This is a genomic window from Phenylobacterium sp. (assembly GCF_030681155.1).
In the GTDB taxonomy this organism is placed as follows: domain Bacteria; phylum Pseudomonadota; class Alphaproteobacteria; order Caulobacterales; family Caulobacteraceae; genus Phenylobacterium.
Window position 1 is genome coordinate 165,783 of the sequence record NZ_JAUXXE010000078.1, and the last position, 25,138, is coordinate 190,920.

General features: G+C 66.0%; 31 protein-coding genes. 13 read left to right on the forward strand and 18 right to left on the reverse strand.

All coding sequences use genetic code 11. The features are described from left to right. Positions 1-29 precede the first annotated feature (29 nt). Positions 30-440, forward strand: coding sequence for an EVE domain-containing protein (locus Q8M13_RS20760; protein WP_305302171.1), 411 nt, complete (start codon positions 30-32; stop codon positions 438-440). Positions 441-498: 58 nt separating this feature from the next. Here the strand turns inward: Q8M13_RS20760 and Q8M13_RS20765 are convergent, their stop codons facing one another. Further along, entirely contained in the window at positions 499-2,316 is a 1,818-nt protein-coding gene (locus Q8M13_RS20765; RefSeq protein ID WP_305302172.1) for an aminopeptidase P family protein, read from the reverse strand. A 37-nt stretch (positions 2,317-2,353) separates the two neighbouring features. Next, the gene (locus Q8M13_RS20770; RefSeq protein ID WP_305302173.1) at positions 2,354-3,532 is read right to left on the reverse strand and encodes an MFS transporter; all 1,179 of its coding nucleotides are present in this window, start codon (positions 3,530-3,532) and stop codon (positions 2,354-2,356) included. Between the two features lie 116 nt (positions 3,533-3,648). Here Q8M13_RS20770 and Q8M13_RS20775 point away from each other — a divergent pair, with 116 nt between their 5' ends. After that, complete coding sequence (locus Q8M13_RS20775; protein ID WP_305302174.1) at positions 3,649-3,993, forward strand: GIY-YIG nuclease family protein; 345 nt, start codon at positions 3,649-3,651, stop codon at positions 3,991-3,993. A gap of 194 nt (positions 3,994-4,187) precedes the next feature. Next, the gene (locus Q8M13_RS20780) at positions 4,188-4,769 is read left to right on the forward strand and encodes a GNAT family N-acetyltransferase (protein WP_305302175.1); all 582 of its coding nucleotides are present in this window, start codon (positions 4,188-4,190) and stop codon (positions 4,767-4,769) included. Here the strand turns inward: Q8M13_RS20780 and Q8M13_RS20785 are convergent. The 3 genes from Q8M13_RS20785 to Q8M13_RS20795 all read right to left on the reverse strand — a co-directional run bounded on the left by Q8M13_RS20785 (position 4,766) and on the right by Q8M13_RS20795 (position 6,579). Continuing rightward, positions 4,766-5,197: a hypothetical protein gene (locus tag Q8M13_RS20785; RefSeq protein ID WP_305302176.1), complete on the reverse strand. Its 432-nt coding sequence runs from the start codon at positions 5,195-5,197 to the stop codon at positions 4,766-4,768. The two genes, Q8M13_RS20780 and Q8M13_RS20785, sit on opposite strands and share 4 nt — an antisense overlap. An 83-nt stretch (positions 5,198-5,280) precedes the next feature. Continuing rightward, entirely contained in the window at positions 5,281-6,147 is an 867-nt protein-coding gene (locus Q8M13_RS20790; RefSeq protein WP_305302177.1) for a 50S ribosomal protein L11 methyltransferase, read from the reverse strand. A gap of 42 nt (positions 6,148-6,189) precedes the next feature. Continuing rightward, on the reverse strand, positions 6,190-6,579 hold the full coding sequence (locus Q8M13_RS20795) for a hypothetical protein (protein WP_305302178.1): 390 nt from the start codon (positions 6,577-6,579) through the stop codon (positions 6,190-6,192). 109 nt (positions 6,580-6,688) lie between these two features. Between Q8M13_RS20795 and Q8M13_RS20800 the strand changes: the two genes are divergently transcribed. Further along, complete coding sequence (locus Q8M13_RS20800) at positions 6,689-7,102, forward strand: hypothetical protein (protein ID WP_305302179.1); 414 nt, start codon at positions 6,689-6,691, stop codon at positions 7,100-7,102. On the opposite strand, the gene Q8M13_RS20805 is transcribed toward Q8M13_RS20800, so the two are convergent. Next, positions 7,099-7,383, reverse strand: coding sequence for a DUF2277 domain-containing protein (locus Q8M13_RS20805; RefSeq protein ID WP_305302180.1), 285 nt, complete (start codon positions 7,381-7,383; stop codon positions 7,099-7,101). The genes Q8M13_RS20800 and Q8M13_RS20805 overlap by 4 nt on opposite strands. An 80-nt stretch (positions 7,384-7,463) precedes the next feature. Further along, positions 7,464-7,799, reverse strand: coding sequence for a DUF2322 family protein (locus Q8M13_RS20810; protein ID WP_305302181.1), 336 nt, complete (start codon positions 7,797-7,799; stop codon positions 7,464-7,466). 344 nt (positions 7,800-8,143) lie between these two features. On the opposite strand from Q8M13_RS20810, the gene Q8M13_RS20815 reads away from it, so the two are divergent. Next, positions 8,144-8,845: a hypothetical protein gene (locus tag Q8M13_RS20815; protein ID WP_305302182.1), complete on the forward strand. Its 702-nt coding sequence runs from the start codon at positions 8,144-8,146 to the stop codon at positions 8,843-8,845. Between the two features lie 130 nt (positions 8,846-8,975). On the opposite strand, the gene Q8M13_RS21100 is transcribed toward Q8M13_RS20815, so the two are convergent. The 7 genes from Q8M13_RS21100 to Q8M13_RS20845 all read right to left on the reverse strand — a co-directional run bounded on the left by Q8M13_RS21100 (position 8,976) and on the right by Q8M13_RS20845 (position 15,791). Then, positions 8,976-9,170: a DUF3606 domain-containing protein gene (locus Q8M13_RS21100; protein WP_370870125.1), complete on the reverse strand. Its 195-nt coding sequence runs from the start codon at positions 9,168-9,170 to the stop codon at positions 8,976-8,978. Positions 9,171-9,245: 75 nt separating this feature from the next. Then, on the reverse strand, positions 9,246-9,923 hold the full coding sequence (locus tag Q8M13_RS20820; RefSeq protein WP_305302183.1) for a glutathione S-transferase family protein: 678 nt from the start codon (positions 9,921-9,923) through the stop codon (positions 9,246-9,248). A gap of 205 nt (positions 9,924-10,128) precedes the next feature. After that, positions 10,129-10,551, reverse strand: a complete 423-nt coding sequence (locus Q8M13_RS20825; protein ID WP_305302184.1) for a hypothetical protein — start codon at positions 10,549-10,551, stop codon at positions 10,129-10,131. 123 nt (positions 10,552-10,674) lie between these two features. After that, positions 10,675-11,130: a response regulator gene (locus tag Q8M13_RS20830; RefSeq protein ID WP_305302185.1), complete on the reverse strand. Its 456-nt coding sequence runs from the start codon at positions 11,128-11,130 to the stop codon at positions 10,675-10,677. Between the two features lie 235 nt (positions 11,131-11,365). After that, positions 11,366-12,286, reverse strand: a complete 921-nt coding sequence (locus Q8M13_RS20835; protein ID WP_305302186.1) for an alpha/beta fold hydrolase — start codon at positions 12,284-12,286, stop codon at positions 11,366-11,368. 97 nt (positions 12,287-12,383) lie between these two features. Beyond that, entirely contained in the window at positions 12,384-13,295 is a 912-nt protein-coding gene (locus tag Q8M13_RS20840; protein ID WP_305302187.1) for a hypothetical protein, read from the reverse strand. A 156-nt stretch (positions 13,296-13,451) separates the two neighbouring features. After that, entirely contained in the window at positions 13,452-15,791 is a 2,340-nt protein-coding gene (locus Q8M13_RS20845) for an ATP-dependent helicase (protein ID WP_305302188.1), read from the reverse strand. 98 nt (positions 15,792-15,889) lie between these two features. On the opposite strand from Q8M13_RS20845, the gene Q8M13_RS20850 reads away from it, so the two are divergent. Both Q8M13_RS20850 and Q8M13_RS20855 read left to right on the forward strand, forming a co-directional pair. Then, positions 15,890-16,111 (forward strand): hypothetical protein, encoded by a 222-nt coding sequence (locus Q8M13_RS20850; RefSeq protein WP_305302189.1) that lies wholly within the window; start codon positions 15,890-15,892, stop codon positions 16,109-16,111. 3 nt (positions 16,112-16,114) lie between these two features. Then, positions 16,115-16,321 (forward strand): hypothetical protein, encoded by a 207-nt coding sequence (locus Q8M13_RS20855; RefSeq protein ID WP_305302190.1) that lies wholly within the window; start codon positions 16,115-16,117, stop codon positions 16,319-16,321. On the opposite strand, the gene Q8M13_RS20860 is transcribed toward Q8M13_RS20855, so the two are convergent. Beyond that, entirely contained in the window at positions 16,318-16,527 is a 210-nt protein-coding gene (locus Q8M13_RS20860; RefSeq protein WP_305302191.1) for a ribbon-helix-helix domain-containing protein, read from the reverse strand. The genes Q8M13_RS20855 and Q8M13_RS20860 overlap by 4 nt on opposite strands. 138 nt (positions 16,528-16,665) lie before the next feature. On the opposite strand from Q8M13_RS20860, the gene Q8M13_RS20865 reads away from it, so the two are divergent. Further along, positions 16,666-17,454: a Coq4 family protein gene (locus tag Q8M13_RS20865; protein ID WP_305302192.1), complete on the forward strand. Its 789-nt coding sequence runs from the start codon at positions 16,666-16,668 to the stop codon at positions 17,452-17,454. Positions 17,455-17,590: 136 nt separating this feature from the next. Here the strand turns inward: Q8M13_RS20865 and Q8M13_RS20870 are convergent, their stop codons facing one another. Continuing rightward, a complete protein-coding gene (locus Q8M13_RS20870; protein ID WP_305302193.1) occupies positions 17,591-17,767 on the reverse strand; it encodes a DUF4169 family protein in 177 nt (58 codons plus the stop codon). A 220-nt stretch (positions 17,768-17,987) separates the two neighbouring features. Here Q8M13_RS20870 and Q8M13_RS20875 point away from each other — a divergent pair, with 220 nt between their 5' ends. Both Q8M13_RS20875 and Q8M13_RS20880 read left to right on the forward strand, forming a co-directional pair. Then, the gene (locus Q8M13_RS20875; RefSeq protein WP_305302194.1) at positions 17,988-19,703 is read left to right on the forward strand and encodes a CHASE domain-containing protein; all 1,716 of its coding nucleotides are present in this window, start codon (positions 17,988-17,990) and stop codon (positions 19,701-19,703) included. A gap of 52 nt (positions 19,704-19,755) precedes the next feature. After that, positions 19,756-19,986, forward strand: coding sequence for a DUF2171 domain-containing protein (locus Q8M13_RS20880; RefSeq protein ID WP_305302195.1), 231 nt, complete (start codon positions 19,756-19,758; stop codon positions 19,984-19,986). 39 nt (positions 19,987-20,025) lie between these two features. On the opposite strand, the gene pyrE is transcribed toward Q8M13_RS20880, so the two are convergent. Further along, the gene (gene pyrE, locus Q8M13_RS20885; protein WP_305302196.1) at positions 20,026-20,571 is read right to left on the reverse strand and encodes an orotate phosphoribosyltransferase; all 546 of its coding nucleotides are present in this window, start codon (positions 20,569-20,571) and stop codon (positions 20,026-20,028) included. A 1-nt stretch (position 20,572) separates the two neighbouring features. Then, positions 20,573-21,775 carry a pyridoxal phosphate-dependent aminotransferase gene (locus tag Q8M13_RS20890; RefSeq protein WP_305302197.1) on the reverse strand — a complete coding sequence of 401 codons (1,203 nt, stop codon included), beginning with the start codon at positions 21,773-21,775 and terminating at the stop codon, positions 20,573-20,575. A gap of 139 nt (positions 21,776-21,914) precedes the next feature. Between Q8M13_RS20890 and Q8M13_RS20895 the strand changes: the two genes are divergently transcribed. The 3 genes from Q8M13_RS20895 to Q8M13_RS20905 form a co-directional block, all read left to right on the forward strand. Further along, positions 21,915-23,165 (forward strand): linear amide C-N hydrolase, encoded by a 1,251-nt coding sequence (locus tag Q8M13_RS20895; RefSeq protein ID WP_305302198.1) that lies wholly within the window; start codon positions 21,915-21,917, stop codon positions 23,163-23,165. A 64-nt stretch (positions 23,166-23,229) separates the two neighbouring features. Further along, a complete protein-coding gene (locus Q8M13_RS20900; protein ID WP_305302199.1) occupies positions 23,230-23,955 on the forward strand; it encodes a TVP38/TMEM64 family protein in 726 nt (241 codons plus the stop codon). Between the two features lie 266 nt (positions 23,956-24,221). Then, positions 24,222-25,138: 2-isopropylmalate synthase (locus Q8M13_RS20905; RefSeq protein WP_305302200.1), on the forward strand; the 917-nt coding region annotated here is incomplete at its 3' end.

The following is a 25,138-nucleotide window of genomic DNA, read 5'->3' on the forward strand; positions in this document are numbered from 1 at the left end:
TAGCCGCCCTGGCAAGCAAGGAGGATCTCGTGGCGTCTCATTGGCTCGTGAAGTCCGAACCTGACACCTATTCCTATGATGATCTCGAACGTGACGGCCGCACCGTCTGGGATGGGGTGCGCAACTTTGCGGCCGCCTCGCACCTGAAGGCGATGAAGGTGGGCGACCAGGTGCTGTTTTACCATTCGCAGGAGGGCAAGGACGTCGTCGCCATCGCGCAGGTGGCGCGGGAAGCCTTTCCGGACGCCAGTGACGCCACAGGCAAGTTTGTGGCGGTCGAGTTGGCGCCGGTTCGCAAGCTTCCCCGGTCGGTGACTCTGGCGCAGATGAAAGCCAACCCGGCCCTCGCCGATATGCCCATGATCCGCCAGGGGCGGCTCTCGGTGTCGCCGGTCAGCGCCGACGAGTGGTCGACGATCCTGAAGATGGCCGGGGAATAGGGAACGTCCCAGTCAACCGCTTGACCCCCGGCTTTCGCCGGGGTCAGGGGCGTGGCTTCTAGAGCGGGGCGCAGGCGCCCTCCAGCCAGGTGCGAACCTCGGCCTGTTCCAGACGCGGCCCAACCACCGCCAGGACCTTGGCGTGGTAGGCGTCCATCTGGGCGCGCTCTTGTGCGGTCAGCATCTCGACCACGATCAGGCGGCGATCCATCGGCGCCATGGTCAAGGTCTCGAAGCCCAGCATCGGCCGCTCGCCGCCGGGGATCATGGCCGCCTGTGTGACGAACTGCAGGTTCTCGATCCGGATGCCGTAGGCGCCTTCCTTGTAATAGCCCGGCTCGTTGGACACGATCATCCCCGGCTGCAGGGCCACGAAGTTCGGCAGTTTGGAGATACGCTGCGGGCCTTCGTGCACACCGAGATAAGAGCCGACGCCATGACCGGTGCCGTGGTCGTAGTCCAGGCCCTGAAGCCAGAGCGGGGCGCGGGCCAGGGCGTCGAGGGCCGAGCCCGTGGTCCCGGCCGGGAAACGGATGGCGGCCAGGGCCAGATGGCCCTTCAGCACCAGGGTGAAACGCTCGCGCATCTCCTGGCTGGGTTCGCCCACGGCGACCGTGCGGGTGATGTCGGTGGTGCCGTCCAGGTACTGGGCGCCGGAATCGACTAGCAGCAGCGAGCCTTGTTCGGCCTGCTTGTTCAGTCGCGTGGTGGGGCGATAGTGGACGATGGCGCCGTTGGACGCGGCGCCGGCGATGGTGTCGAAGGAAAGGTCCTTCAGAGCGCCGGTGTCCTGGCGGAAGCCTTCCAGGCGGGTGACGACCTCGACCTCGTCGACCGTGCGGCCTTGAGCGTCGGTCGCGAGCCAGTGCAGAAAGCGGGTGACCGCCACGCCGTCGCGGGCGTGGGCCTCGCGAGTTCCGTCGATCTCGACGCTGTTCTTGCAGGCGCGGGGCAAGGCGCAGGGATCATCGCCGCGCAGGACGTCCGCGCCAGCCTTGTGCAGGGCCGAAAAATACCAGGCCGATGATTGGGCCGGATCGATGAGGACGCGCTTGCCCTTTAGGTCCTCCAGAGCGGCGGGTAGGTCGTCGGCCGTTTCCAGGCTGACTTCGTTGCCGAGCCAAGCGCGCAATTCGGGCGAGACTTTCACTGGGTCGAGGAACAGGCGGGCCGTGCCGTCGCGGTTCAGGATGGCCTGGCCGAGCGGCAGGGGCGAGCGGATGACGTCGCCGCCGCGCACATTGAACAGCCATGCGATGGAAGACGGCGCGGTCAGGACCGTGGCGTCGGCGTTGCGGGCGGCCAGGGCCTCGCCGACGCGGGCGCGCTTGGCGGCGGAGTCTTCGCCGGCATAGTCGAGCAGGTGCGGAACGACCGGCGCAGTCGGCTGCGCCGGACGGGCCTGGCCCCAGGCTTCGTCCAGCGGGTTGGTGTCGACGGGCTTCAGGTTGGCGCCCGCCTTGGCGGCGGCGGCCTTAAGGCGCTCCAGCGCGTCGGGGGCGTGCAGGCGCGGGTCGTAGCCGATCGTCTGGCCCTTAAGCGTGGCGGTTTCGAGATAGGCCGAGACGCCGCCTTCGACGAGGTCGCGGATCTCGAACACGCCGGCGTCCACCTGGTCGCGGACCTGCAGGGTGTAGCGGCCATCGACGAAGATAGCGGCCTTGTCGGCCATGATCACCGCTGCGCCGGCCGAGCCGGTGAAGCCGGTGGCCCATCCGAGCCGGTCATTGGCGGCGGGCAGGTATTCGTTTTGGTGTTCGTCCTCATGGGGCACCAGGAAGCCGTCCAGTCCGTGGGCCTTCATGGCCTGGCGGATCAGGGGGACGTGCTTGGGCCCGAAGGAGGGATCGGTGCTTTCGTCGAAGGTCTGGCGCATGGTTCGAACTTAGTCGCCTGCGCCGTTCCGCGCCAGCCTAGGGCGCGGGTTTGCGCAGGACGAACAGGCAGGCCAGCGCCAGCAGGCAGGCGGCGATCAGGACGCCCAGCGCCCAGGGCTCAGACTTGGCCAGACCGAGCGCGAAGAGCAGCGGCGCGATGGCCCCGACCAGCCTCGCCGGCACGCTGAGCGCGCCGAGCCGACCGCCGTAGTTCTTCGCGCCGAACAGCACCAGCGGCAGGGTACCGCGCACGATGGTGAAGAGGCCGTTGCCGGCGCCGTAGAGGATCGCGAACGGCGCGGCGGCGAGCGGCCCGAAGACCAGCAGCAGGCCTGCGCCGATTGGGAACAGGGCGACCGCGACGCGCGCCGAGACCAGAGGATGGATGCGTCGCACCAGAACGAACTCCGCCACGCGCGCTGCGACCTGGGCCGGTCCGACCAGCATGCCGGCGACGATGGCGGCCGTCGCGCTGGCGCCGATGCCGATCAGCAAGGGCGGCAGGTGGGCTCCCATGGTTGAGCCGATCCCGGCCATCACCGCCAGGGCAGTCGCCAGCAGGACCATCTGTAGGGCCATGCCGGGCTGCGGCGCGTCGGGCGTTTCGTCGGGCGCCCTGGCCGATATCCTCGTCGCCTGACGAGGCAGGGTGAGATGCAACGGCAGGGCGATCAGCAGATTTGTGGCGGCCCAGACCAGAGCTGTTTCGCGCCAACCGAAGTTTGCCTCCAGCCAGGCGGTCAGGGGCCAGGCGATGGTGCTGGCGAAGCCGGCGATCAGGGTGACGCCGGTGATCGACTTTCGCGCCTCCAGCCCGAACCAGCCGACCAGCCCCGCGAAAGCGATGTCGTAGAGCGCCAGGGACATGCCGATCCCCAGGACCAGCCAGGCCGCGATCAACTGGCCGACGTTCTGCGCGAGCGCCATGCCGATCAGGGCGAGGGCCAGGACGATGCTGCCAGCGGCGAGGGGGCGGCGCGCGCCGTGACGGTCGACGGCTCGGCCGGTCACCGGGCCTAGCAGGCCAGAGATCAGCAAGGCGCCGGAGAAGGCCCCGAAGACGAAGGCGGTTGAGACGCCGAGGGTCTGGCCCTGCGCCGCGGCGAGGGTGGCGGGCAGGTAGCTGGTGCAGCCATAGCCGACGAGTTGGGTGATCCCGAGCGTCCATACGGCGCGACGCGGCGTGATGGCGGGGCTGGCCTCGGGCTCTCCCATGATCGTCTCCAACGAACTTGGAAACAGCCACTATCTGGAGTCGATGATCAGTTGGGGGGTGATTATTTTACCCGGATATAATTGACATCTGAACCGGGTTCGCTCATTTGGCGGGGATGGACAAGCAGAGCCGCCGCGAGGCCATTCGCGAATACAAAGAGCGCAAGACCCCGATCGGGATCTTCAGCCTGCGCTGCATGGCGACGGGCGAGACCTGGGTGGGCGCCTCGCGCAATCTCGACGGCCAACGCAACAGCTCGTTCTTCAGCCTGCGTCAGGGCTCCAACCGCAACCCCGGCATGCAGGCCGCCTGGAAGGCCCATGGCGGCGAGGAGGGGTTCGAGTTCGCGGTGGTGGAATTGCTGGAGGACGAAGAACTTGGCGCGATCGGCCGCGGGAGCTGGCTGAAGGAGCGCGAGCGTCATTGGCTTGAGGCGCTTGCCGCGCGGCCAGTGTTCTAGACACCTACGCCACTCTTCGACATAACGGCGTCATGCGCAGCGCCTGCAACCTCTCGAATTCGTCTGGTCCCCTTGGGGCCGTGCGTCTTCGCGTGGGCTGAACGCCTGCTCCAGAAAGACCCACGACCCCGCCGAACCGGCTGGGTCGAGGACACGAGCCCCGCCGATGGCATGACCTTCGGAAGAGAGCTCAGATGACCGACGATCCTCGACAACCCTGGTTCCCGATACGCACAAAGCGCCTGCTGCTGCGTGAGGCGCGGCTCAGCGACTATGACGACATTCACGCCTACGCCGTTGATGCGGACGTTGTGCGGTACATGGACTGGGGGCCGAACACGCCCGAGGTGACGGCTCAGGCCCTGGGCGGCTGGGTGGCGATGTCGGCGCAATGGCCTCGCGACGAGGTCAATCTGGTCGTGGAGTTGTCAGAGACCGGCCGGGCGATCGGCGCGATCCGGCTGTCGATCCAGAGCAAGGCCGACCGCACGGCGGACTTTGGCTACACTCTGAACAAGGACTATTGGCGGCGGGGCCTCGCGACCGAGGCGGCTAGCGCAATCATCGAAACCGCGTTCACGACGCTGGGTCTGCACCGGGTCTATGCGACCTGCGACGTGCGGAACGCTGCGTCATACAAGGTGATGGAGAAACTCGGCATGCGCCGGGAAGGGACGCTGCTCAAGAACCACGAGGTTCGCGGTCGGTGGCGGGACACCCACGTCTACGCCTTGCTGGCGCAGGAGTGGGCGGCCCGCCGAGCCGAGAGCGTCTAGTTAGGCGGCGCCTTATCGCCGGCGTCGGTGGCGGCGTCGGTGGCGCTGGCGGCCGCGTTGCGGCTAGCCTCCGCGGTGCGCTCAGCCGCCGAACTGGCGCTGTCGGCCGCCGAGCGCGTGGCGTCGGCCATGCTGGACGCGGCGTTGGCCGAGGCCTGGCTGGCGTTGGCGGCGGCTGCTTGCGCCGTCGCAGCGGCGTTATCGATGATCGCCTCGCTGCGGCCGCTTTCGCGCGCGGCCATTACGTCGCTTTCGGTCGCCGTGCGGCCGTTCATCATGAAGAACATCGCCGCGACGGCGACGATCGCCACCAGGGCGGCGATCCACCATCCGCCATTGGAACGCGGGGCTGGCCCGACCTCGTGACGCACGGTCGCGGGTTGCTCGATCACGGTCTTTTCGACGTAGGGCTCGTTAGTGTTGGCCAATAGAACGTCCTCCTTCTGAGGCGGCCTGATCGGCCGCTCTGATGGGCGGAGGAACGTGGTCCTGCGGCGGCGGTTCCGGCCCGTTAGGCCCGGCGCAGCACCAGTGTGGCCCAAGCGTCACGATGCAGGCGACGGTGCAGGCGAAAGCCCTTGGACAGATAGGCGGCGAGCACGCGGCGTTCCTGGGTGCGCAGCAGGCCCGACAGGATGGCGAAGCCGCCGGGCTTCAAGGCGCCCTTGATGTCGTGCGACAGGGCGACCAGCGGCGGCGCCAGGATGTTGGCGAACACCAGATCATAGGGCGCGGCGTCGCGCACCAGCCGGTGGCCGAGGCCTGAGGCGTGGACGAAGCGGGCGTTCGCCTTGTTGAGCTTGGCGTTCTCCCGCGAGATGCGGACCGAGGGGCCGTCAATGTCGGTGCCGACCGCCTTGGCGCTGCCGGTGCGGGCCGCGGCGATGGCGAGCACGCCGGTGCCGGCGCCGACGTCCAGCACGCGCTCGAAGCGGCGGGCCTTGATCAGTTCGTCATAAGCGAACAGGCAGCCGACGGTGGTGCCGTGGTGCCCGGTGCCAAAGGCGGCGCCCGCCTCGATCCGCAGATTAACGGTGTTGGTGGGCGCCCGACCCCTGTCGTGGGCCCCGAAGACGAAGAAGCGGCCGGCCCGCACGGGCGGCAGGCCCGACAGCGCCATGGCCAGCCAGTCGGCGTCGGCCAGCTTTTCGACCACGGTCTTGAGTTCGGGATACTCGCCCAACGCCGCGACCAGGCCGTCGGCCTCCTCCGGCGTGGTCGGGAAGGCGTCGATGCGCCAGATGCCGCGATCTTCGTCCTCTTCCAGAATGGAATAGGTCACGCTCTCGAGCAGCGGATTGGCGTCGATGGCTTGCGCGGCGGCTTCGGCGATGGCGCGCGGGCCGCGCGCGACGATCTGGACGGCGTCTTCGGTCATCCGCGCCCTTTAGAGCCACAACGGCCGAAAGGCGAGGGGGCTTTAGGCGCGAGGGGCCTCTGGGGGAGTAGGCGCCTGGGGCGGGATCGGAGCCCACGGCGCTTCCAGGGTCCCCGGCGGTCCCAGTTCCTCATACGGAATCGGCGCGGGCGGACCGGTGGGCGCGTAGTGGCGCTCTGGCGGCGGCTCCGGCTCGGGCTGCTCCTCGGGCGCTGACTCAGGCGGCATGGCCGGCAATGGCGTTGTGGCCGGCGGCTCTGGCCGCGGCTCCGGCGGCGGCACATAGGGAAGGGTGACGACCGTGCCGGAATCCACTCGGCGCGGCGGGGCCGCCTTGGGCCGCAAAACCATCACCAGCACCAGGGCCAGGATCGCCACCACCGAAAATGCGATGATCGCCGGGCGACTGAGCAGAAATGATTGCGGCTTCATCTGATCCTCAACACCCGACCGGCGACGGCAGGTGCGCCCTTTGTGATTTCGGAGGCTGGCCTGGCCCTGGCATCATGGCGCGGCCCCCACCCGATCACGGAGACCTTTTATGAGCAAGTACCGGCCCCTGTCCGATCGGCTGTCGCTCTATGACGGCGATGAATGGCGCGCGACCTTCGCCGAGATCGAGGGTGTCCTGGGATCATCGCTGCCTAAGGCGGCGCAACAGGCCGCCTGGTGGATCGGAACCGCCGAAAAGCCGCATCAACGCGTCTGGCTGGATCATGGTTGGCGGGTGGCCGACGTCGATAAGGTGGCCGGCGTGGTGACCTTCCGCCGGGACCTTGGGGGCCAAGAGGCCACGCCAGCGACCTCGATCGTGGAAGCCGTGTCCGAGGTCGCCGCCAAGCCAGATCAGGCCAAGCTGGCGCTGGGCGCACCGGCCCTGATCGGCGGCGCGGTGGCGCTCGTCGCGGGGCTGGGGGTGTTCGCGGTCAAGATGCTGAAGGGCCGCGAGACCTAGGCGGCGGGTTGCTTCGTGCCAAAGCGCTCGGCGGAGCGGGCCCTGGCCTTGGCGGCCTCGTCCTCGCGATCCTTGGGCTTCGCGGTCGTTTCGAGGCTCTCGAACAGTCGATGGGCGGCTGCGGCGACCTCATCGACGGCCGCCTCGAAGGCTTGGCGATTGGCCTTCGACGGGGCGTTGAACCCGGACAGCTTGCGGACGAACTGGAGCGCGGCGTCGCGGATTTCTTCATCCGTGGCGGGCGGGTCGAAGTTGAACAGCGTCTTGATGTTGCGGCACATGGGCGAGCGTCTCCTTCTCCTAGCCCCTTAGATAGGGTGGCAGGCGGCGCGCGCGACCTTGGCCGCGAGGCGCGAAGGGATCAGCGGCCGCCGGTGATGATCTCAACATGCAGCGGATCGCCGCCGGCGGCGATCTCCAGCAGGCGGTCGACATTCGGATGCGCGCCGGGGCGGTTCTGAGCATCCGCCTTATGTTCGGCGAACACGGCCAGGCCGTGCGCCGCGGCTTTCTCATCCAAGATGTCGAAGGACTGCTTCAGGTACTGGTAGACGGCCAACGAGCCTTGCTTGCCCGGCTGATTTTCGATGCTGGCGACCACATTTCCCTTCGCATCGACGAGGTCGATGCGTTGCACGCCGTCGACCGGCGGCAGTTGCTGAAGGTTTTCCTTGAACGTCGCACCTGGTTGAATCATCGGCAGCCTATCTCGCGTTCCTAAGTTTGCTCGCGGGGGATGTAGCACCTGGATCGAATGTCGGCCAAGGCGCGAGCCGGCAGCGCCAAAGCGGATCGATATTATCAACCTTGGCGGCGCCAGCGTGGGAGCTGCGGTTTACGCCGCCGCAATGCCCCGGCGTTCGAGCAACTTAAGCCTGTCTCGATGGGTGAGAAGCCGACATTGCCGTTGTCAGATGAGGTGGGGAACAGACCTTCGCCTTCCGCCTAGGAGCGGTCCTTAGAGGATCAATGCATCCACATTCTAGAATCGTTAGCCCGGCGCCATGGTCGGGGCTCGGAATGTGTCCAAGACTGCTCGGCTTGAGCGACGAGCAGATGGAGGTGGGTATGGACTTTATGAAGATGCTGCGCTCGCTAGAAGAGCTGCTCTATGAGGTGATGACGTGGCTGGTGTTCTACCCTCGGACGCTAATCCTCACGCTGATCAAGCCACTGAAAACGCTTGAATACAGCCGAGCTCAAATTCACCGTTCCGAAGAAGAGCAGTTTGACAGTACGCTTTCTCCGCCACTGTTTCTGCTGCTGAGCCTTCTATTGTCGCACGGCATAGAGGTGGGCTTGCATTTCGACCCTTTTGGGGGCGTGAACAACACGCTGACAAGGCTATCGCAGCAGAACCTGCTCGTATTTAGGGCCCTGGTGTTCGCTGTCTTTCCGCTGATGTTCGCGCTCCACCATCTCAAGGCGACAAAGCTCTCCCTGACCCGCATTACGCTTCGTGGGCCTTTTTTTATCGAATGCTATCCGGCGGCCGTATTCGCGCTGATTTTGGGCGCGGGGTTCACCATCGCTAGTGCGGTCCCGAAGATGCATGAGATCGGGCTGGCCATCGCTGCTGTGGCTACAGTTTGGTACCTCTCTGTGCAGACCGCTTGGATCAGCCGACATGGAATGTCTTGGCCGCGGGCGCTCGTAGTCGCCGTCTGGCAGTTCGGCAAAGCGACGGCAGTAATTCTGGCGTTTGCTTTCGTCTACGGGCTTAGCGGAGGGGTTCAGGCCTGACAGTCGTGGACAGTGCGCCGCCATAGTTCCCCGAAGCGGTCCACGCGAGAGGCCGGGCACGGTAGGCTGCGGTCATCGCGCGGCAGCTGACCCTAGCCAGATCTTGCCAAGACGAGGCCGAGCTCTGGACCTAGGCATCCGGGAGCGGTCTCCCCTCAATGGGCTGTCCTAGATAGGCGGCGACATCTTCGATAGCCGTGCCGACCACCGAGATAGCATCGCGAAGCTCTTGGTCGGTTAATGCCCAGGTTCCCGCCCAAAACATAAAGTCACGTGGATTATGAATATCGATCGCCAACCGGCGACGCCCTGGAAAACTTCCCATGATTACTTCTCCGAATACCAGAAGCTTACTTGCTTGACTGCGAAGCGAAGCTATCGATTTGTCGAATCCCCGAGCCTAGTCCACCGCCCAAAGGAGTTTGTCCTCCACGTTGAGGCGCTGGAACATCTCGAACACCCCGCTCATCGGGCTCTTGGCGTAGCTGGGTCGGGCCTGCATTCGGGAGAGCCATTCCGAGGCGGCGGGTGACCGCGCGAGCAGAGCCGATCCTTCCGGCGTTCGGGTGAAGAAGAGAAGTTGCGGCAGCAGGAAGCTGTCCGCCAGGGTCATCTCGGAGCCCACCAGAAACCCGCCCTCGGCGACGGCCTCATCGATCAGGCGCATCTGCAGAAGCAGGCCGGCGCGAGCTTCGGCGAGGAAGGCTTCGTCGGGGTCAAAGCCGAAGGCGGGACGAACCAGGCGCTCCTTCATGAAACGGTTCATTGTCGGGAAGACATAGGAATTGATGATGCTGATCCAGCGCAGGACGTCGGCCTGGCCGAGGGCGTCAACGGGTTGCAGGGGGCGACCGGCGAACGCGTGATCGATGTAGTGCGCAATCGCCAGGGTTTCGTAGAGAACCACCGCCCCGTGCTGAAACGCAGGCATCTTTCCGAATGGATGAAGCGCCAAGTGCTCGTGCGACCCCGGCGTCAGCGGGACCACCTCGTAGTCAACGCCCTTTTCGTCGGCGACATGTATCGCCGTCCAGAGGTAGGCGCTCTCGGCCAACGAGTGGAACCTTATTGTCGCCATGGGCGCGCTCCCTGTTCAAAGAGAAGGGTGCGCCGCCTCCCCGAGAGCCGCCTTGCGGTATATCAAAGCGACTTCCGGAGCCCCACCGGACGTCCGACTTGGGTCGGCTGCGGAAAACCACTCCCGGCCGGATAGCAGACGTTTCGCCGCCTTGCCCGCCAGCGGACTCGCCGATCGTCCGCCTGGGGTGGGAAGCGGACGTTGACTATTCTGCCGCGCCGATGAGCGCCTGTTCCGTGGCGTTCAGAGTGGGCAGAGGCCGCTGTGGCCGCCCGACTATCGCGGCCAGCCGATTGCGCTGTTCTACAACGCGAAAACTGTAAGCGCTGATCTTTGAGCTATCACGAGAGAACAGCCATTCCTCATGTTTGCCGATCTCACGTCGTGCGGCCTCGACGTTTGGGTTGGCCTGCTCCCATGAAATGAAGTCGTCCCATTCGAGCGGATAACGCATCGGCCCGTCTATAAAACGGTCGATGAGGTCAACCAAGTCTCCGGGCGTAGCAGCGACGTCCTGGCAGATATGAACACGCGACGACTGCACGAAAATTCGTTGGAGCCAAGCACCAAGCGCCATCAGTTTCACCCTCGCTGCTCGCCAGGTTATCCCATGACCGGCGGCCTGCAAGTAGCCCCTCCCAATGTCCGACTTGGGTCGCGAGCGGCATTCAGCTCGTCGCCGTGACGCTGACATTCACGATTTCGCCGCGAAACGGACCCCATGACTGTCTCCGAGGGGTGGATTGCGAACCTAGGACGTCGGCTCCAGATCAAAGCCGCTGTCGTCGAAGACTTCGAGCCCAGGCGGCCTTGGCAAGGAATGGTCGCCATCGATCCGCGCGAGGAGATAGGCCACCGCGATGACCATGTCGGCCGCGTCATAAGGCTTGGGAAGCGAGGCGATCGCGACGGTCTGCGCCGACCTCGCCCGACTAACCTGACCGCTGATGAAGAGCACCGGGATGTCGAGCGCCTTGAGCTGCTCGGCCAGGGCGACGCCGTCGTCGCTGCCGGCGAGCCGTATGTTGACCAGCGCGAGGTCGGGTTTGGAGGCCTTGGCCACCTCCAGCGCCTCGGCGTGGCGGTCCGTCAGGTCCAGGACATTGTATCCGGCCGCCTCAAGGCAGTCGTTGAGGACCATCGCCACCAGCACCTCATCTTCGACGATCATCAGGGTCTTGCGCGTCGCGCCTTGAAGCTTGGCCATGTTCATTCCTCTGCTCGTCAGGCCAGAGCGGCCGCGAAGGCGTCGCAAGAATTCAAAGCGCTGGGGCGAAAGCGCGGTGAGACACGCATAGGTCGATCGCCTCCGAGGGTAAGCTCTGAGACCCGATGGGGTTGCATCAAGGCCGTGGCTATTTGGGCCGGTCATCGGTCGTAGGCTAAAGTGCCGCGCGTCCCTCAAGCCCTGAGGCCAAGAGCTATTCGCAGCCGCCACAGTCTCAAGTTGGAAGCGGGACAGTTCTGAGCTCGCGCGCCCGCGCCGTGGCGCGTTCGATCAGGTCGCAGACCGGGACGATCAGCGGCGCCGGCAGGTTGTGGCCCATGCCGGGGATCAGGTGGAGTTCGGCGCCGGGAATGGTGGCCGCAGTGTCTTCGCCGCCATCCTTGGGCACCAGCGGGTCATCGGCGCCGTGGATGACCACAGTCGGGGCGATGATGGTGGCGAGCGCTTTGCGGCGGTCGCCGCTGGCGACGATGGCCGCCATCTGGCGCGCGAAGCCGACCGGGTAGAACGAGCGCTCATAGTCGGAGCGAAGCTGGGCGCGTAGCTCGACTTCGTCGACCGGGTAGCCGGGGCTGCCGAGGACCTTGGAGCTGATCAGCCCGTGATCGAGGAAGGCGTCCAGGTCGTGCAACGGATCGGGGCCGCGGCTTTGCAGCCGCTCCATCGCCTCGGGCTTGGCCGGGGGCAGGGCGGGATTGCCGGTGCTGGACATGATCGAGGTCAGCGACAGGGTGCGCTGTGGATGTTCGGCCGCCACCATCTGGGCGATCATGCCGCCCATCGAGGCGCCGACGATGTGGGCCCGGTCGATGCCGAGGGCGTCCAGCAGCCCGACTGCGTCGGCGGCCATGTCGGAGAGCAGATAGGGGACGTTCGGCTTCTGACCCGACATCAGGGCGGTGTAGACCGCCGTCATGTCCGGTGCGCCGGCCTCGTCGAGCTTCTGCGACAGCCCGACGTCGCGATTGTCGTAGCGGATCGCCCGGTAGCCGCGCGAGGCTAGCTCGCCGACGAAGTCGTTCGACCAGCGGGTCATCTGGGCGCCGAGGCCCATGATCAGCAGCACCGGTTCGCCGGTCTCTGGACCACGGAGGTCATAGTGCAGTGAAATGCCGTTGGCGGTGGTCTCGGGCATGGGCCCCTCCCGACGTTTTTGGTTGGGCGCAGGTTGGCCGAGAGCTCGCGGGCGAGCAATCACCCAGTGCGATCGCCGCGCGGTTTCAGACGGGAACCTAGGTCAGGGTGAGGATGAGGTGGGGCACGGAGACCTGGAAGGACCCGCTCTCGGCGTCCAGGTGGACCGTGCCGCTGGTTGCGACCCACTCGGTCAACAGCTCGACCTCGATGAGGATGGATGCCTGCGCCGGCACGAAAAATCCCGACGCGGGCAGGAATTCATTGAACGCGATGGAGGCGCTGTCGTCGCCGCCGAAGAACCCGCCGGTCGCCCCGGCGTCGGCCAGGATCTGGTCGTGGACGATCGACTTCAGCGTCGAGTCCCACATGGCCCAGACGGTGGTTCGCCCTCGGACCGTGGCCCGCGCCTGCGAGCCCCCGATGAACCAGGCCGCCACGCCGTTCCACTCCGCATCGACCGCGAGATGCGCATTGACGACGAGGCGGGCGCCCGCCGTCACGACGACGGGCTCAGTCCGGGGATTTCGCCAGAGCGTGAAGAAGCTAAGCCGCCCCGTGCCGCTCTCGGCGACCGAGTTGGCCGAGGCGTTCAGCCGATAGCGCGCCCAACTGTCGAGCGAGGCGATGTCGGAATCGACCACGGCGCCCGCGCCAGCGAAGCTGCGGATGAAAGTCACTCGGTCGAGGATGACGTTCATCGGTGCGGCCGGCGGCGCCGGCGTCAGTTCAGCCAGGCGGCGTGCAACCGCGCTGGAGGCCTCTATCGCTCTTCGGTGGGTGTGCTCGGCCCGTTCGCGGCGCGCCTTCGAGCGGTCGGCGGCCAATGCGTCCAGGCGCTTGAGGTCGAGGCCGGCCGCCAGCAGTTCGCCGCGGGCAAGTTCGCCGTCTTCGCGAGCCGCCTCGGCGCGGGCGCGGGCGGTTTCTGGATCCTGCCTTGGACCGGGGCTGGCTCGGCCCATCGCCTCCTTGATGAAGGCTTCCACTGCTTCGCGGGATTTCGTGTCCATGGCCGCCGCCTTCGCTCGCCACCGGACCGCGCCGGCCGACAAGGCGCACGCTAGACCCGTGGCGGCTGGGCGTCCATTGCGAACGCTATGTATGGATGTTGGCGTGGATGGCGCGCGTTCTAGGTGTCGGCGTCCTGTTCAGGGGAGGGGAGAGTGTCAGGCCTTCTGGACGAAGCTGTCGATGACCTTCTTGTCGCCGGCCTTGTCGAACGAGACGGTCAGCTTGTTGCCGTCGACCGACTTCACCTTGCCGTAGCCGAACTTCTGATGGAACACCCGCTCGCCGCGCTTGAAGTCGCTGGCGGCCGAGGATTCGGAGACGACCAGCCGGCCTTCGCCCTCAATGACTGGGCCGCGACCCGGGTGGCTGCCGTGGAAATTGCGTTCCTGCGCGCGCTTCCAGCCAGGCGAGGAATAGCCAGCGCCGAACGAGGGCGTTTCGTCCCAGCGCGAGCCGTGTTGCTGCATGCCGGGACCGCCGCCGTAATAGCCGGTCTCCGAGCTCGCCTCGACGTTCTCCAGCGGCAGTTCATCGACGAAGCGCGAGGGGAGCTGGCTGGTCCAGCGGCCGTAGACCTGACGGTTGGCCACGAAGGAGATGCGCGCCTCTTCGCGAGCCCGGGTGATGCCGACATAGGCCAGGCGGCGTTCTTCCTCGAGGCCCTTCTCGCCCTTCTCGTCCATGCTGCGCTGCGAGGGGAAGACGCCTTCCTCCCAGCCGGGCAGGAAGACCAGCGGGAACTCCAGCCCCTTGGCCGAGTGCAGGGTCATGATCTGCACCGCGTCGGCCTGGGGGCCGCGATCCATGTCCATCACCAGGGAGACGTGTTCGAGATAGGCCTCAAGGCTGTCGAAGGCGCCCATCGACTGGACGAGCTCCTTGAGGTTCTCCAGCCGCGTCTGGGCGGTCGGCGTTTTGTCCAGGCGCAGGGCGTCAGTATAGCCGCTCTCCTCCAGCACCTGCTCGGTCAGCCGCGAATGGTGCAGGGTCTGGGCCTGGGCGCGCCAACGGTCGAGGTCACGCAGGAAGTTGGAGAGCGCCGTGCGGGTGCGGGCGGCCAGTTCGTCGGTCTGTACCGCCTCGCGCGCCGCGGCCATCACCGGCACGCCGCCAACCCGGGCGATATGCAGCAGCTTCTGGACGGTAGTGTCGCCGATCCCCCGCTTGGGCACATTGACGATGCGCTCGAAGGCCAGGTCGTCGTCGGGCGACTGGATCAGCCGCAGATAGGCGTGGACGTCGCGGATTTCCGCCCGCTCGAAGAAGCGCGGGCCGCCGACCACCGTGTAGGGGATCTGCAGCATCACGAAGCGCTCTTCGAAGGCCCGCATCTGGAAAGAGGCGCGAACCAGGATGGCCATGTCGCGGAACTTGCGCGGCTCCTTCTCGGTCCCGCCCTTCTTGGCGCGCTCGATCTCCTCGGCGATCAGCCGGCTTTCGGCTTCGCCGTCCCAGACGCCGCGGACAATGACCTTCTCGCCATCGTTGCTCTCGGTCCAGAGGGTCTTGCCGAGCCGGCCCTTGTTGGCCTTGATCAGGCCGGAGGCGGCGGCCAGGATGTGGCTCGTGGAGCGGTAGTTGCGCTCCAGGCGGATCACCGTCGCGCCCGGGAAATCGCGCTCGAAGCGCAGGATGTTGTCCACCTCGGCTCCGCGCCAGCCATAGATCGACTGGTCGTCGTCGCCGACGCAGCAGACGTTCTGGCGCTTCTGGGCCAGCAGTCGCAGCCACAGATATTGGGCGACGTTGGTGTCCTGGTACTCGTCCACCAGCACGTACTTGAACCGCTCGTGGAAGTCGGCCAGCACGTCCGGATTGTTCATGAAGATCGTCAGATTGTGCAGCAGCAGGTCGCCGAAGTCGCAGGCGTTCAGCACGCGCAGGCGTTCCTGATAGAGCCGGTAGAGGGTCTGGCCCTTGCCGCCCGCAAACTCGGTCCCCTCGGACGGCGGCAGGCGGTCGGGCGTCCAGCCGCGGTTCTTCCAATGGTCGATCAAGCCGGCCATCGCCTTGGGCGTCCAGCGCTTGGCGTCGACGTTCTCGGCCTCCAGCACCTGCTTGATCAGCCGTTCCTGGTCGTCGGTGTCTAGGATGGTGAAGTTCGACTTCAGCCCGACCAGCTCTGCGTTGCGGCGCAGGATCTGGGCGGCGACCGAGTGGAAGGTGCCCAGCCAACGCAGGCCCTCGGCGGCCGGGCCGATGATGTGGGTGATCCGCTCGCGCATCTCGCGCGCGGCCTTGTTGGTGAAGGTGACGACCAGCAGTTCCCACGGCTTTGCCCGGCCGGTGGCCAGGATGTGCGCCAGCCGGGTGGTCAGAACGCGCGTCTTGCCGGTGCCCGCGCCCGCCAGGACCAGGACCGGCCCCTCGGTCGCCTCGACCGCGGCGCGCTGCTCGGGGTTCAGGCCCTCGAGATAGTCGGGACCGCGCACGCGCGCGAGGTCGCTGACGCGGGCGGCGGGGAGGGCGTTGTCGAACGATTCAGGCACTGACATTGGAACATATGTAGCACAAACGAGCCGGGGCTTAAGGCCGGAACCGCGTGAAAGGCGGTTCGTTGTTCCCCTGTCCCAGGCGGCGAAAGGAGGCGCGCGTGGCTGACCCTCACAGAAGCGGAGCGACGCCGTGGCTGGCCCTGCTGGTCGGCGGGCTGATCGTCGCCCTCGCGGTGCTTGGCTATTTCCTCTATTCCAGCGCCGGGCGGATGGAGCCGAAGCTTCCCGCCGCCATCAATGTCGACATCACCGTGCCGAAGGCCCCGCCCCTCCCTGATGCGCCGCGGCTGCCCGACGCCCCCATTCCGGTCCCGAAATAGCTGATGAGCAACCAGGATCCCCGGCCAAGGAAACCCATTCCGCTGCTGCTCTGGGCGCTGCTGGGATTTGTGGTCGTGCTCGGCTTCATGTTCACGCTGCGCGTGCTGAACCCGCCGTCGGCCGGTATGGCCCCGCCGCAGGGTTATGTGATCGTTCCGGACCAGACCGTCCCGAAGGCGCCGACGCCCGACGCCAAGCCCGTCTCCTAGCCTTTTGCGAACAGCAGGGCCGCTACCCGGCAGGCCGACGCCAGCGGTCGCTCGCCGCGGCCTTCGTCGATCTGAGCGATCAGGCCGGCCAGACTGACGCCGCGCAGCAGCGCCATCTCGTCCAGAACCGCCCAGAACTCTGATTCCAGCGCCATGGAGGTGGCGTGGCCGGAGAGCAGGATGGAGCGTTTTCGGAGCCTTGGCATGACCCAACCTTGTGGCCTAGGCGCCACGTCGCGGCAAACTGTTGAATTGCAGGCCCTGTGAAGATGACGCGGCGCTTGCCAATAAGTGACACTGGCGTCACGTTCAATCCGAACGCTGTTTGCCTGAGGCTGCTTTATATGGCCATGACCGCCGACGCTCTCGATGCCCCGATGCGTCGCCAAGCCAGCCCGGTCGCTGGCCCCACGCCATTGCCTAAGCCGAAGCTCCATTGGGGCGTCGCCCTCAAGGCGCTGCAACGCCTGCTCAACGACAAGGAAGACACCGGCCAGGTCTTCGAGATCATGCGGGCCCTGAATGGGACCGCCACGGCCACGGGTTATCAGCGACTGCTGACCACCGTCCAGGGCGGCCGTATCGCCTATGAACGCGAAGAGTTGGCGGTCCGCCTGATGGACGACGCCTGGCTGGACTCGTTCAAGGACGGCAGCGTCGGCGCGATCTATCGCGAGTTCGTACGCAGCGAGCAGCTGTCGGCCGAGGGTCTGGCTGAGGTCAGCCGGATCGACGGCGCCGAGATTGACAGCCAGCATCCCTACGCGTGGTTTGGCCGCCGGACGCGCGACGTCCACGACATCTGGCACATCCTGTCGGGTTATCACCGCGACGGCCTGGGCGAGGCCTGCCTGGTGGCGTTCTCCTACGCCCAGACAAAGGGCCTGGGCTGGGCGCTGATCGCGGTGGGCGCGGCGTTGCGCTCGCGCGGGGGCGAGTATCCGTCCGGCAAGGCGATCTGGCAGGGGTACAGGCGCGGCAAGGCTGCGGCATGGCTGCTGGGCGAGGACTACGACCGGCTGCTGAACGAGCCCTTGGAAGTCGCTCGCAAGCGGCTGGGGATCACGCCGCCGACGATCTACGATTCCATCCCGGCTGAGGTGCGCGACGGAGCCGTGCCGAGCCAGATGTAAGGAACTTCGCGCGCCGATCCGGGGGGAGACGGACGCGCGGATGGCGCAGTGTTGCGCCAGGCGGGTGGAGGAGTGTCGAGCCTCCTCCACCCATCGCCGTTTTTTCGGGCCATAGCCGTTTTCAGAGGCGAGTGGTTCAGGTCTCTCGCTTGGCGCCGTCGAGGGCGCGACGAGCCTTGCCAGCCTCGGCCTTGGTCGAGGTCTTCTCACTCTTGGCCCGGCCGAATTTCACGCGGTTTTCCTTGGCCTGATCGCGAGCGTCCTGGCGATCCTTGACCTTCCGGGCCTTGTTGAGATTGACGACGTTGCTCATGGCGCGATCTTAGCTCTTGGCGATGAAGCGTTGAAAGCCCGGACGGCCCTGAGCCACAAGATGGTGGCCATGCGTGACCGGGGCGTATGGCAGAAGATCAGTCTTCGCAGGTTCTTTCGTTCGTCCCCAACCCGGCCGCCGCCGAACCTCGAACGCGATCAACCTGGGCGGGTTGCGCATTTCTCGACATCTTCGCCAGAATAAGGCACGCAAGAAGCACTTGGATCGGGGGAAAGCCTTGGCGATCGAGGTGCTTAGACGGATCAGGGGCCGCATCCTCAGCTGGCCCAGCTTGGCGTTGCCCGCCTTGATCGTGGCCGCGGGTCTGATCATGACCGGCGCCGGCGGCTATCAGATCGAGCAGGGACGGATGGCGCGTGAACGCTTGAGGTTCGACGGCGTCGTCGATCAGGCGAACGATGCGGTGGCAAGCCGCCTCGATACGTATATGGCGGTCCTGAGAGCCGGAGCGGGTCTGTTCGCCGCCAGCAAGGACGTCAGCCTGGCCGAGTTTCGGGCCTTCGCCAATCGGGTGGAACTGACCCGCCGATATCCGGGCATCCAGGGAATTGGCTACTCGGCCCGTGTCTTGCCGGGCGAGGCGGACGATCTCATCGCGCGTATGCACGCTGAGGGGGCGACCGACTTCAAGCTGCAGAACCCGGACGGCGAGGTTCACGCCATAGTCTTCCTGGAGCCCGCTGATCTGCGCAACGCGGTGGCGCAGGGGTTCAACATGCACCGGTTTCCTGTGCGCCGCGAGGCGATGGACCGGGCGCGCGACACCGGCGCGCCGGCTTTGTCGGGAAAGGTCGAACTGGTCCAGGAGGTGGACCGCGATAAGCAAGGTGGCTTCTTGCTGTACGAACCAGTCTACAGGGACGGGGCCGTGCCTGCGGCGGTGGCCGAGCGCCGCGAGGCGCTGCAAGGCTTTGTCTATGCGCCGTTTCGCGCCGGCGATCTGCTGAAGAGCGTGTTGCCGTCGGCGCGGCGAGCCGGCTTGGACTACGCCGTCTATGATGGCGCGCCGAGCACGGCGACCTTGCTGTATCACTCCTCAGGATCGTTCCTGGGCCAGAATAGCCTGGCGGCGACGCGAAAGCTGGACATCGCCGGCCGCACCTGGACCCTCCTCTATCACGCACGAGATGGCTACGAGCAGGGCTCGGACGCCGGCTTGACCTGGGCGTTCCTGGGGACGGGCACGCTGGTGAGCCTGCTTGTCGGGTTCATCACCTGGCGGCAGGTCAGCGCGCGGCTAGCGGCAGAGCGGGAGATCGTCGCTCGGATCGCGGCTGAGGCGCACCAAAAACTGCTGCTCGATGAGTTGAACCACCGGGTGAAGAACACCCTGGCGACGGTGCAGTCGATCGCCGCCCAGAGTTTGCGGCACGGGACAGATGTGAACAGCGTTCGCGACAGTTTCGAGGCGAGGCTGATCGCCTTGTCCCAGGCCCACAATCTGCTGACCCGTGACAACTGGCGCGGCGCGAGCCTGGCTGAACTTGTCCGCAGCGAACTACTCCCCTACGGCGGAGCCAACGGCGAACGGATCGGCGCCGCCGGTGAAGAGGTGTGGTTGGCGCCGAGCACCGCGGTGGCGCTGGGCATGGCCTTCCACGAACTGGCCACCAATGCGGTGAAGTACGGCTCGCTGTCGGGGCCTGACGGCAGGATCGATGTGTCCTGGACGGTCACCGAGGGGGGTAGCGGGCGGCAACTGCGCATTGTTTGGCGCGAGAGCGGCGGGCCGGTCGTGGCGAAGCCCGAACGGCGTGGATTTGGCTCGCGGGTTATCGTCGGCGGCCTGGCGCACCAGTTGGACGGGGTTGTGGACCTGGCCTTTGCGCCAACGGGCGTGGTCTGCACGATCGTTTTCCGTCTGCCGCCTGCCGGGGCCGAGGAGCAGATGTTGCCTTTGGGCTCAGCCGCCTGAAACCCAATCGCCGCCGAGCCGTTTCCTTGCGACCCCAAAAGGAGACGACACCATGCATCCCGGCATTCGCGAACATATGGAAGTTGTCGGTTCGGACGGCGGCCACGTCGGCCGGGTCGATCATGTGATCGGCCAGGACATCGAACTCGCCAAGCTCGACCTGGGCGGCGGCCTCAAACACCACCTGATCCCGCTGAGCTGGGTCGATCAAGTGGCCGATGAGAAGGTTCACCTGAACCTGACCAAGGATGCGGCCAAGGCAGCCTGGCGCGAAAAGCACTAGACCAAACGAAGACGGCCCGGAGCGATCCGGGCCGTTTCTTTAGCTGCTGGGCGTCAGGTCCGCGAGCGTCAGGTCCGCGAGCGTCAGGGCCGCGAAGACCGGGATATCGAGGCCCTCGATGGCCGGCGGACGGTCGGCGCGCCAGACCGCGCAGACCACGGCCACGGTGATCGCGCCGACCTCGTCCAGGCGGGCCTTGGCGTCGCGAACGGCGCCGCCGGTGGAGATCACGTCCTCGATGATCGCCACGCGCTTGCCGCGCAGGTCGCCGCCCTCGACGGCTAGGCAGGTGCCGTAGGTCTTGGCTTCCTTGCGCACGAAGGCGGCGGGGCGGCCGTTGAACAGCGACATGGCCGTGGCGATCGGCACGCCGCCGAGTTCAACGCCGGCCAGCACCTCGACCTCTTCAGGCACCAGCAGGACCATAGCCTTGGCGACCCGCGCGAGCAGGCGCGGGTCGGCCTCGAACCGGTACTTGTCGAAGTACTCGGTGGCCTCTGCGCCGGAGCGCAGGCGGAAGCTGCCGGTCAGGCGCGCAGCGGCGTCGATATCGGCTGCGAGCTGGGCCCGGGCTTCCGCGCTCATCCTATTTCACCGAGGCGGTGAAGCGTTGGATGCGGGTGCAGGCGTCTTCCAGCACGGCGTTGGAGGTCGCGTAGCTGATGCGGAAGAACGGCGAGAGGCCGAAGGCCGCGCCGAACACCACCGAGACGCCTTCTTGCTCTAGCAGCGCGACCGCGAAGTCGGCGTCGCTGTTGATGACCTGGCCGCTCTGGGTGGTCTTGCCCAGCAGCTTTTCCATCGACGGGTAGACGTAGAAGGCGCCTTCCGGGGTCGGGCACTCGATGCCGTTCGCCTGGTTCAGCATGGAGACTACGAGGTCGCGGCGCTGTTCGAACAGCTTGGCGTTCGGCTTGATGAACTCCTGGGTGCCGTTCAGCGCCTCGACCGCCGCCCATTGCGAGACGGAGGAGGGGTTCGAGGTGGTCTGGCTCATCACCTTGGCCATCGACTTGATCAGCGCCTCGGGGCCGGCCGCGTAGCCGATCCGCCAGCCGGTCATGGCGTAGGCCTTGGAGACTCCGTTCATGGTCAGGGTGCGGTCGTAGAGCTGCGGCTCGACCTGGGCGATGGTGAAGAACTCGAAGTCGCCGAACACCAGGTGCTCGTACATGTCGTCGGTCAGGATCCAGACGTGCGGGTGACGCAGCAGCACGTCGGCAAGGCCGCGCAGCTCCTCCTTGGTGTAGGCCGCGCCCGAAGGGTTGGAGGGGGAGTTCAGGAACACCCACTTGGTCTTGGGCGTGATCGCCGCTTCCAGGTCGGCGGGCTGCAGCTTGAAGCCGGTGGCCGCCGTGGTCGGCACGGCCTTGGGCGCGCCGCCGGCCAGCAGCACGATGTCCCAGTAGCTGACCCAGTACGGCGTCGGGATGATCACTTCGTCGCCGGGGTTCAGCGTCGAGAGCATCGCGTTCCAGATGACCGGCTTGCCGCCGGGGGACACGTTCACCTGGCTGGTCTTGTAGGTCAGGCCGTTTTCGCGCTGGAACTTGGCGACGATGGCTTCCTTGAGTTCAACGATGCCATCGACATTGGTGTACTTCGTCTTGCCATCGCGGATCGCCTTGATGGCGGCTTCCTTGATGTTGTCCGGCGTGTCGAAGTCGGGTTCGCCCGCGGCGAGGGAAATCACGTCACGGCCTTGCGCTTTCAGCTCACGTGCTTTCGCATCCGCCGCCAGGGTGGCGGACGGCTTGACGCGGGACAGCGCAGCGGATTCGAGCGACATGGCGGGGAGACTCCCAGGCGAGGAATGAAAGGAAACGCGCGGGGTTTAGCTGATGGCAGGGCCGAGGCAAACCCGAGTTCGGACCGGGACTGGCGTTTCGCCGCGCCCGTTTGCGTTTGAGGCCTGAAAAGGGAGCCAAATGCTGGGTCGCTTTGGTTTCGGCGGCAAACCCCTAACAGGCCGGGCGGGGGCCTCGGGCGGCTACTGGGGTCTCTACCTACTCGACGCCGCAGAAAACAACATGGAAGCTGGCGTCCGTGAGCGTTGTCCTAGCGCCATTGTGCGCGCCGCGATTGTCCTGATCAGAGGTGAAGCGATGTGGAGTTCGATCCTTGCGTACCTGCCTGCCGCGGTTGCGTCGGTAGCTCTCGTTTTCGCGCCCGCCATGGCCCAGGCTTGCACGCGGGTGGTCTATCTGGGCGCCGACGGTGACGTGATCACCGCTCGGTCGATGGACTGGAAGGTGGATGTCGAGACCAACCTCTGGGCTTTCCCGCGCGGTATGGCGCGTAGCGGAGAGGCAGGGCCGAACTCGATCAAATGGACTTCGAAATACGGTAGCGTCATCGCGACCGGCTACGACGTCTCGACAACCGATGGGCTGAACGAAGCGGGCCTATCGGCCAACCTGATTTGGCTGGTGGAGTCAGGCTATCCTACGCTCGACAAGTCGAAACCTGGCCTCACCATCGCGGCCTGGGCGCAGTATGTGCTCGACAATTTCGCCACCGTGCAGGAGGCGGTCGACGCCCTGCGGCGGGCGCCGTTCACCGTGGTGACAGCTAATGTTCCAGGGGAAGAGCGGCTAGCGACCCTCCATCTATCGATGTCGGACGCTAGCGGCGACAGCGCCATTGTCGAATACATCAATGGCCAGCAGGTCATTCACCACGACCGCAAATATCAGGTGATGACCAACTCCCCGATCTTCGAGGAGCAACTGGCCCTGAACGCCTATTGGCGCCAGATCGGCGGGGCGGTGTTCTTGCCCGGTACAAACCGCTCGGCGGACCGGTTCGCGCGTGCCTCTTTCTATATCAACGCCATCCCCAAGAGCGAGGATCCGGGCTTGGCCTTGGCCAGCGTGTTCAGCGTGATCCGCAATGTCTCGGTGCCCTTCGGCATCAGCACGCCGGAGGAGCCCAACATCTCCTCGACGCGGTGGAGGACGGTCGCCGATCACAAGCGCAAACTCTACTTCTTCGAGTCGGCGCTTACCCCGAACACCTTCTGGGTGGATCTGAAGAAGCTGGATTTCTCGCCGCGGGCCGCGGTTCTCAAACTCGATCTCGGCAAGGACCAGCGGAATGTCTTCGCCGGCGAGGTCTCCAAAGACTTCAAGCCCGCCAAACCGTTCCAGTTTCTCGGGCTGCCTGCGTCGGGCGACTGATGCGCTTTGGTCGACGGCGCTGACCCCGCCTTGACCACAGCGGCCGAACAGGCGACGTGAGGCGATGCGCCGCTTCCTCCGCTTCATCAATGAAATGGACGCCAAGGCATGGCGCACGCTCTTCGTATCGTTCGTGCTGTTCGGCGGGGTGGGTGTCGTCTTCCTGTTCGGGGCCCAGGTGCTGGGGTTCGACGGCGAGGCGACGGTCGAGCGTTGGCTGGGCCTGGCCTCCAACGGTCCGTGGGCTTTGCCGGTCGCGGTGACGGCGTTCGCCGTGCTGGCCTTTGTGGGCGTACCGCAGTTCGTGCTGATCGCCGCGGCGGTGGTCGCCTTCGGGGCCTGGACGGGTTTCGCCTATAGCTGGATCGGGACCATGGTCTCCTCGCTGGTCGGCTTCTATCTGGGCCGAGCTGCGGGCGCGCGGGCGCTGAAGACGCTGTCGGGCGAGAGCATGCAGCGGTTCATGGACCTGGTGGGGCGTAACGGCTTCCTGGCCAGCCTGATCGTGCGGCTGGTTCCCTCGGCGCCGTTCATCGTGGTCAATATGGCGGCCGGGGTGACGCCGATGCGTCTGCGCGACTTCGCGGCCGGGACGGCGATCGGGATCATTCCGAAGATCGTGCTGACCGCCTTCGCCGGGGCTTCGATCGTCCAGGTTCTGAAGGGGGAGGGCCAGCGCCATATCCTCGGCCTGGCGGTGATCGCCGCGATCTGGATCGCCATCGGCTGGTTTGCCCGCAACTGGTTGAAATCGCGCGAGGATGCGATCAGCGGTCCGCGCGAGGACTGACGCGGGGCCTGTCGCTGTGAGGGTTCCAGGGGATGGTTCTTGCTCAGTCGTGGCGATAGCGCCGGTTTTTGCGCAAGAGTCTTGCAGGGCGAGCCCTATTTGGGTACACAACCCGCCATGCGTACGCAGCTCAACAGCCTGCTTCTTCTCGACCTGGGGCTTAGCCGCCCCTGGGCCCGTTAGGCTGCGCGACTTCGCGGCCGGGCGCTCAGGGGATATCACCCGTCGCCCGCCCCAATAGAATGACCCGCGAAGAGAGTTCGCACATGACCACGGCCCCCATCGACACCGCTCGCGATTCGCGTGATCGCGTCATCGTATTCGACACCACCATGCGCGACGGCGAGCAATCGCCCGGCGCCTCCATGTCTCTGGAAGAGAAGCTGGAGCTGGCGAAGATCCTCGAGGATATGCGGGTCGACGTCATCGAGGCCGGCTTCCCGATCGCCTCCAACGGCGACTTCGAGGCTGTCCGTGAAGTCTCAAAGATCGTCACCGAGAGCACGATCTGCGGCCTGGCCCGCGCCGGCATGGCGGACATCGAGCGCTGCGCCGAGGCGATCCGCCCAGCCAAGCGCGGCCGGATCCACACCTTCCTGTCGACCAGCCCCAGCCACCGCGATCACATCCTGAAGGCCAGCCAGGAAGACATCCTGGAGATGATCACCAAGTCGGTGACCCACGCGCGCAACCTGTGCGACGACATCGAATGGTCGGCCCAGGACGCCACCCGCACCGAGCAGGACTTTCTGCGTCGCTGCGTCGAGGCCGCGATCAAGGCCGGCGCCAAGACCGTGAACATCCCCGACACCGTCGGCTATTCCTATCCCAGCGAATACGCCGACATCTTCCGCGACATCATCGAGAACGTGCCGGGCGCCGACGAGATCATCCTGTCGACCCACTGCCACAACGATCTGGGCCTGGCGGTCGCCAACAGCCTGGCGGGCGTGCAAGGCGGGGCGCGGCAGATCGAAGTGGCGATCAACGGCATCGGCGAGCGAGCCGGCAATGCGGCGCTGGAAGAGGTCGTCATGGCCCTGAAGGTGCGCGGCGACGCGCTGCCCTACTATACGGGCGTCGAAACCCAGCACATCACGCGCGCCAGCCGCTATGTCTCGGCGATCACCGGCTTCCCGGTGCAGTTCAACAAGGCGATCGTCGGCAAGAACGCCTTCGCCCA

Excerpts from the sequence above, each read along its gene's own strand:
- Q8M13_RS20765 (WP_305302172.1), bottom strand. The coding sequence starts at position 2,316 with ATGCGCCAGACCTTCGACGAAAGCACCGATCCCTCCTTCGGGCCCAAG.
- Q8M13_RS20770 (WP_305302173.1), bottom strand. The coding sequence starts at position 3,532 with ATGGGAGAGCCCGAGGCCAGCCCCGCCATCACGCCGCGTCGCGCCGTA.
- Q8M13_RS20775 (WP_305302174.1), top strand. The coding sequence starts at position 3,649 with ATGGACAAGCAGAGCCGCCGCGAGGCCATTCGCGAATACAAAGAGCGC.
- Q8M13_RS20780 (WP_305302175.1), top strand. The coding sequence starts at position 4,188 with ATGACCGACGATCCTCGACAACCCTGGTTCCCGATACGCACAAAGCGC.
- Q8M13_RS20790 (WP_305302177.1), bottom strand. The coding sequence starts at position 6,147 with ATGACCGAAGACGCCGTCCAGATCGTCGCGCGCGGCCCGCGCGCCATC.
- Q8M13_RS20795 (WP_305302178.1), bottom strand. The coding sequence starts at position 6,579 with ATGAAGCCGCAATCATTTCTGCTCAGTCGCCCGGCGATCATCGCATTT.
- Q8M13_RS20800 (WP_305302179.1), top strand. The coding sequence starts at position 6,689 with ATGAGCAAGTACCGGCCCCTGTCCGATCGGCTGTCGCTCTATGACGGC.
- Q8M13_RS20805 (WP_305302180.1), bottom strand. The coding sequence starts at position 7,383 with ATGTGCCGCAACATCAAGACGCTGTTCAACTTCGACCCGCCCGCCACG.
- Q8M13_RS20810 (WP_305302181.1), bottom strand. The coding sequence starts at position 7,799 with ATGATTCAACCAGGTGCGACGTTCAAGGAAAACCTTCAGCAACTGCCG.
- Q8M13_RS21100 (WP_370870125.1), bottom strand. The coding sequence starts at position 9,170 with ATGGGAAGTTTTCCAGGGCGTCGCCGGTTGGCGATCGATATTCATAAT.
- Q8M13_RS20820 (WP_305302183.1), bottom strand. The coding sequence starts at position 9,923 with ATGGCGACAATAAGGTTCCACTCGTTGGCCGAGAGCGCCTACCTCTGG.
- Q8M13_RS20830 (WP_305302185.1), bottom strand. The coding sequence starts at position 11,130 with ATGGCCAAGCTTCAAGGCGCGACGCGCAAGACCCTGATGATCGTCGAA.
- Q8M13_RS20835 (WP_305302186.1), bottom strand. The coding sequence starts at position 12,286 with ATGCCCGAGACCACCGCCAACGGCATTTCACTGCACTATGACCTCCGT.
- Q8M13_RS20840 (WP_305302187.1), bottom strand. The coding sequence starts at position 13,295 with ATGGACACGAAATCCCGCGAAGCAGTGGAAGCCTTCATCAAGGAGGCG.
- Q8M13_RS20845 (WP_305302188.1), bottom strand. The coding sequence starts at position 15,791 with ATGTCAGTGCCTGAATCGTTCGACAACGCCCTCCCCGCCGCCCGCGTC.
- Q8M13_RS20855 (WP_305302190.1), top strand. The coding sequence starts at position 16,115 with ATGAGCAACCAGGATCCCCGGCCAAGGAAACCCATTCCGCTGCTGCTC.
- Q8M13_RS20860 (WP_305302191.1), bottom strand. The coding sequence starts at position 16,527 with ATGCCAAGGCTCCGAAAACGCTCCATCCTGCTCTCCGGCCACGCCACC.
- Q8M13_RS20865 (WP_305302192.1), top strand. The coding sequence starts at position 16,666 with ATGGCCATGACCGCCGACGCTCTCGATGCCCCGATGCGTCGCCAAGCC.
- Q8M13_RS20870 (WP_305302193.1), bottom strand. The coding sequence starts at position 17,767 with ATGAGCAACGTCGTCAATCTCAACAAGGCCCGGAAGGTCAAGGATCGC.
- Q8M13_RS20880 (WP_305302195.1), top strand. The coding sequence starts at position 19,756 with ATGCATCCCGGCATTCGCGAACATATGGAAGTTGTCGGTTCGGACGGC.
- pyrE (WP_305302196.1), bottom strand. The coding sequence starts at position 20,571 with ATGAGCGCGGAAGCCCGGGCCCAGCTCGCAGCCGATATCGACGCCGCT.
- Q8M13_RS20890 (WP_305302197.1), bottom strand. The coding sequence starts at position 21,775 with ATGTCGCTCGAATCCGCTGCGCTGTCCCGCGTCAAGCCGTCCGCCACC.
- Q8M13_RS20895 (WP_305302198.1), top strand. The coding sequence starts at position 21,915 with ATGCTGGGTCGCTTTGGTTTCGGCGGCAAACCCCTAACAGGCCGGGCG.
- Q8M13_RS20900 (WP_305302199.1), top strand. The coding sequence starts at position 23,230 with ATGCGCCGCTTCCTCCGCTTCATCAATGAAATGGACGCCAAGGCATGG.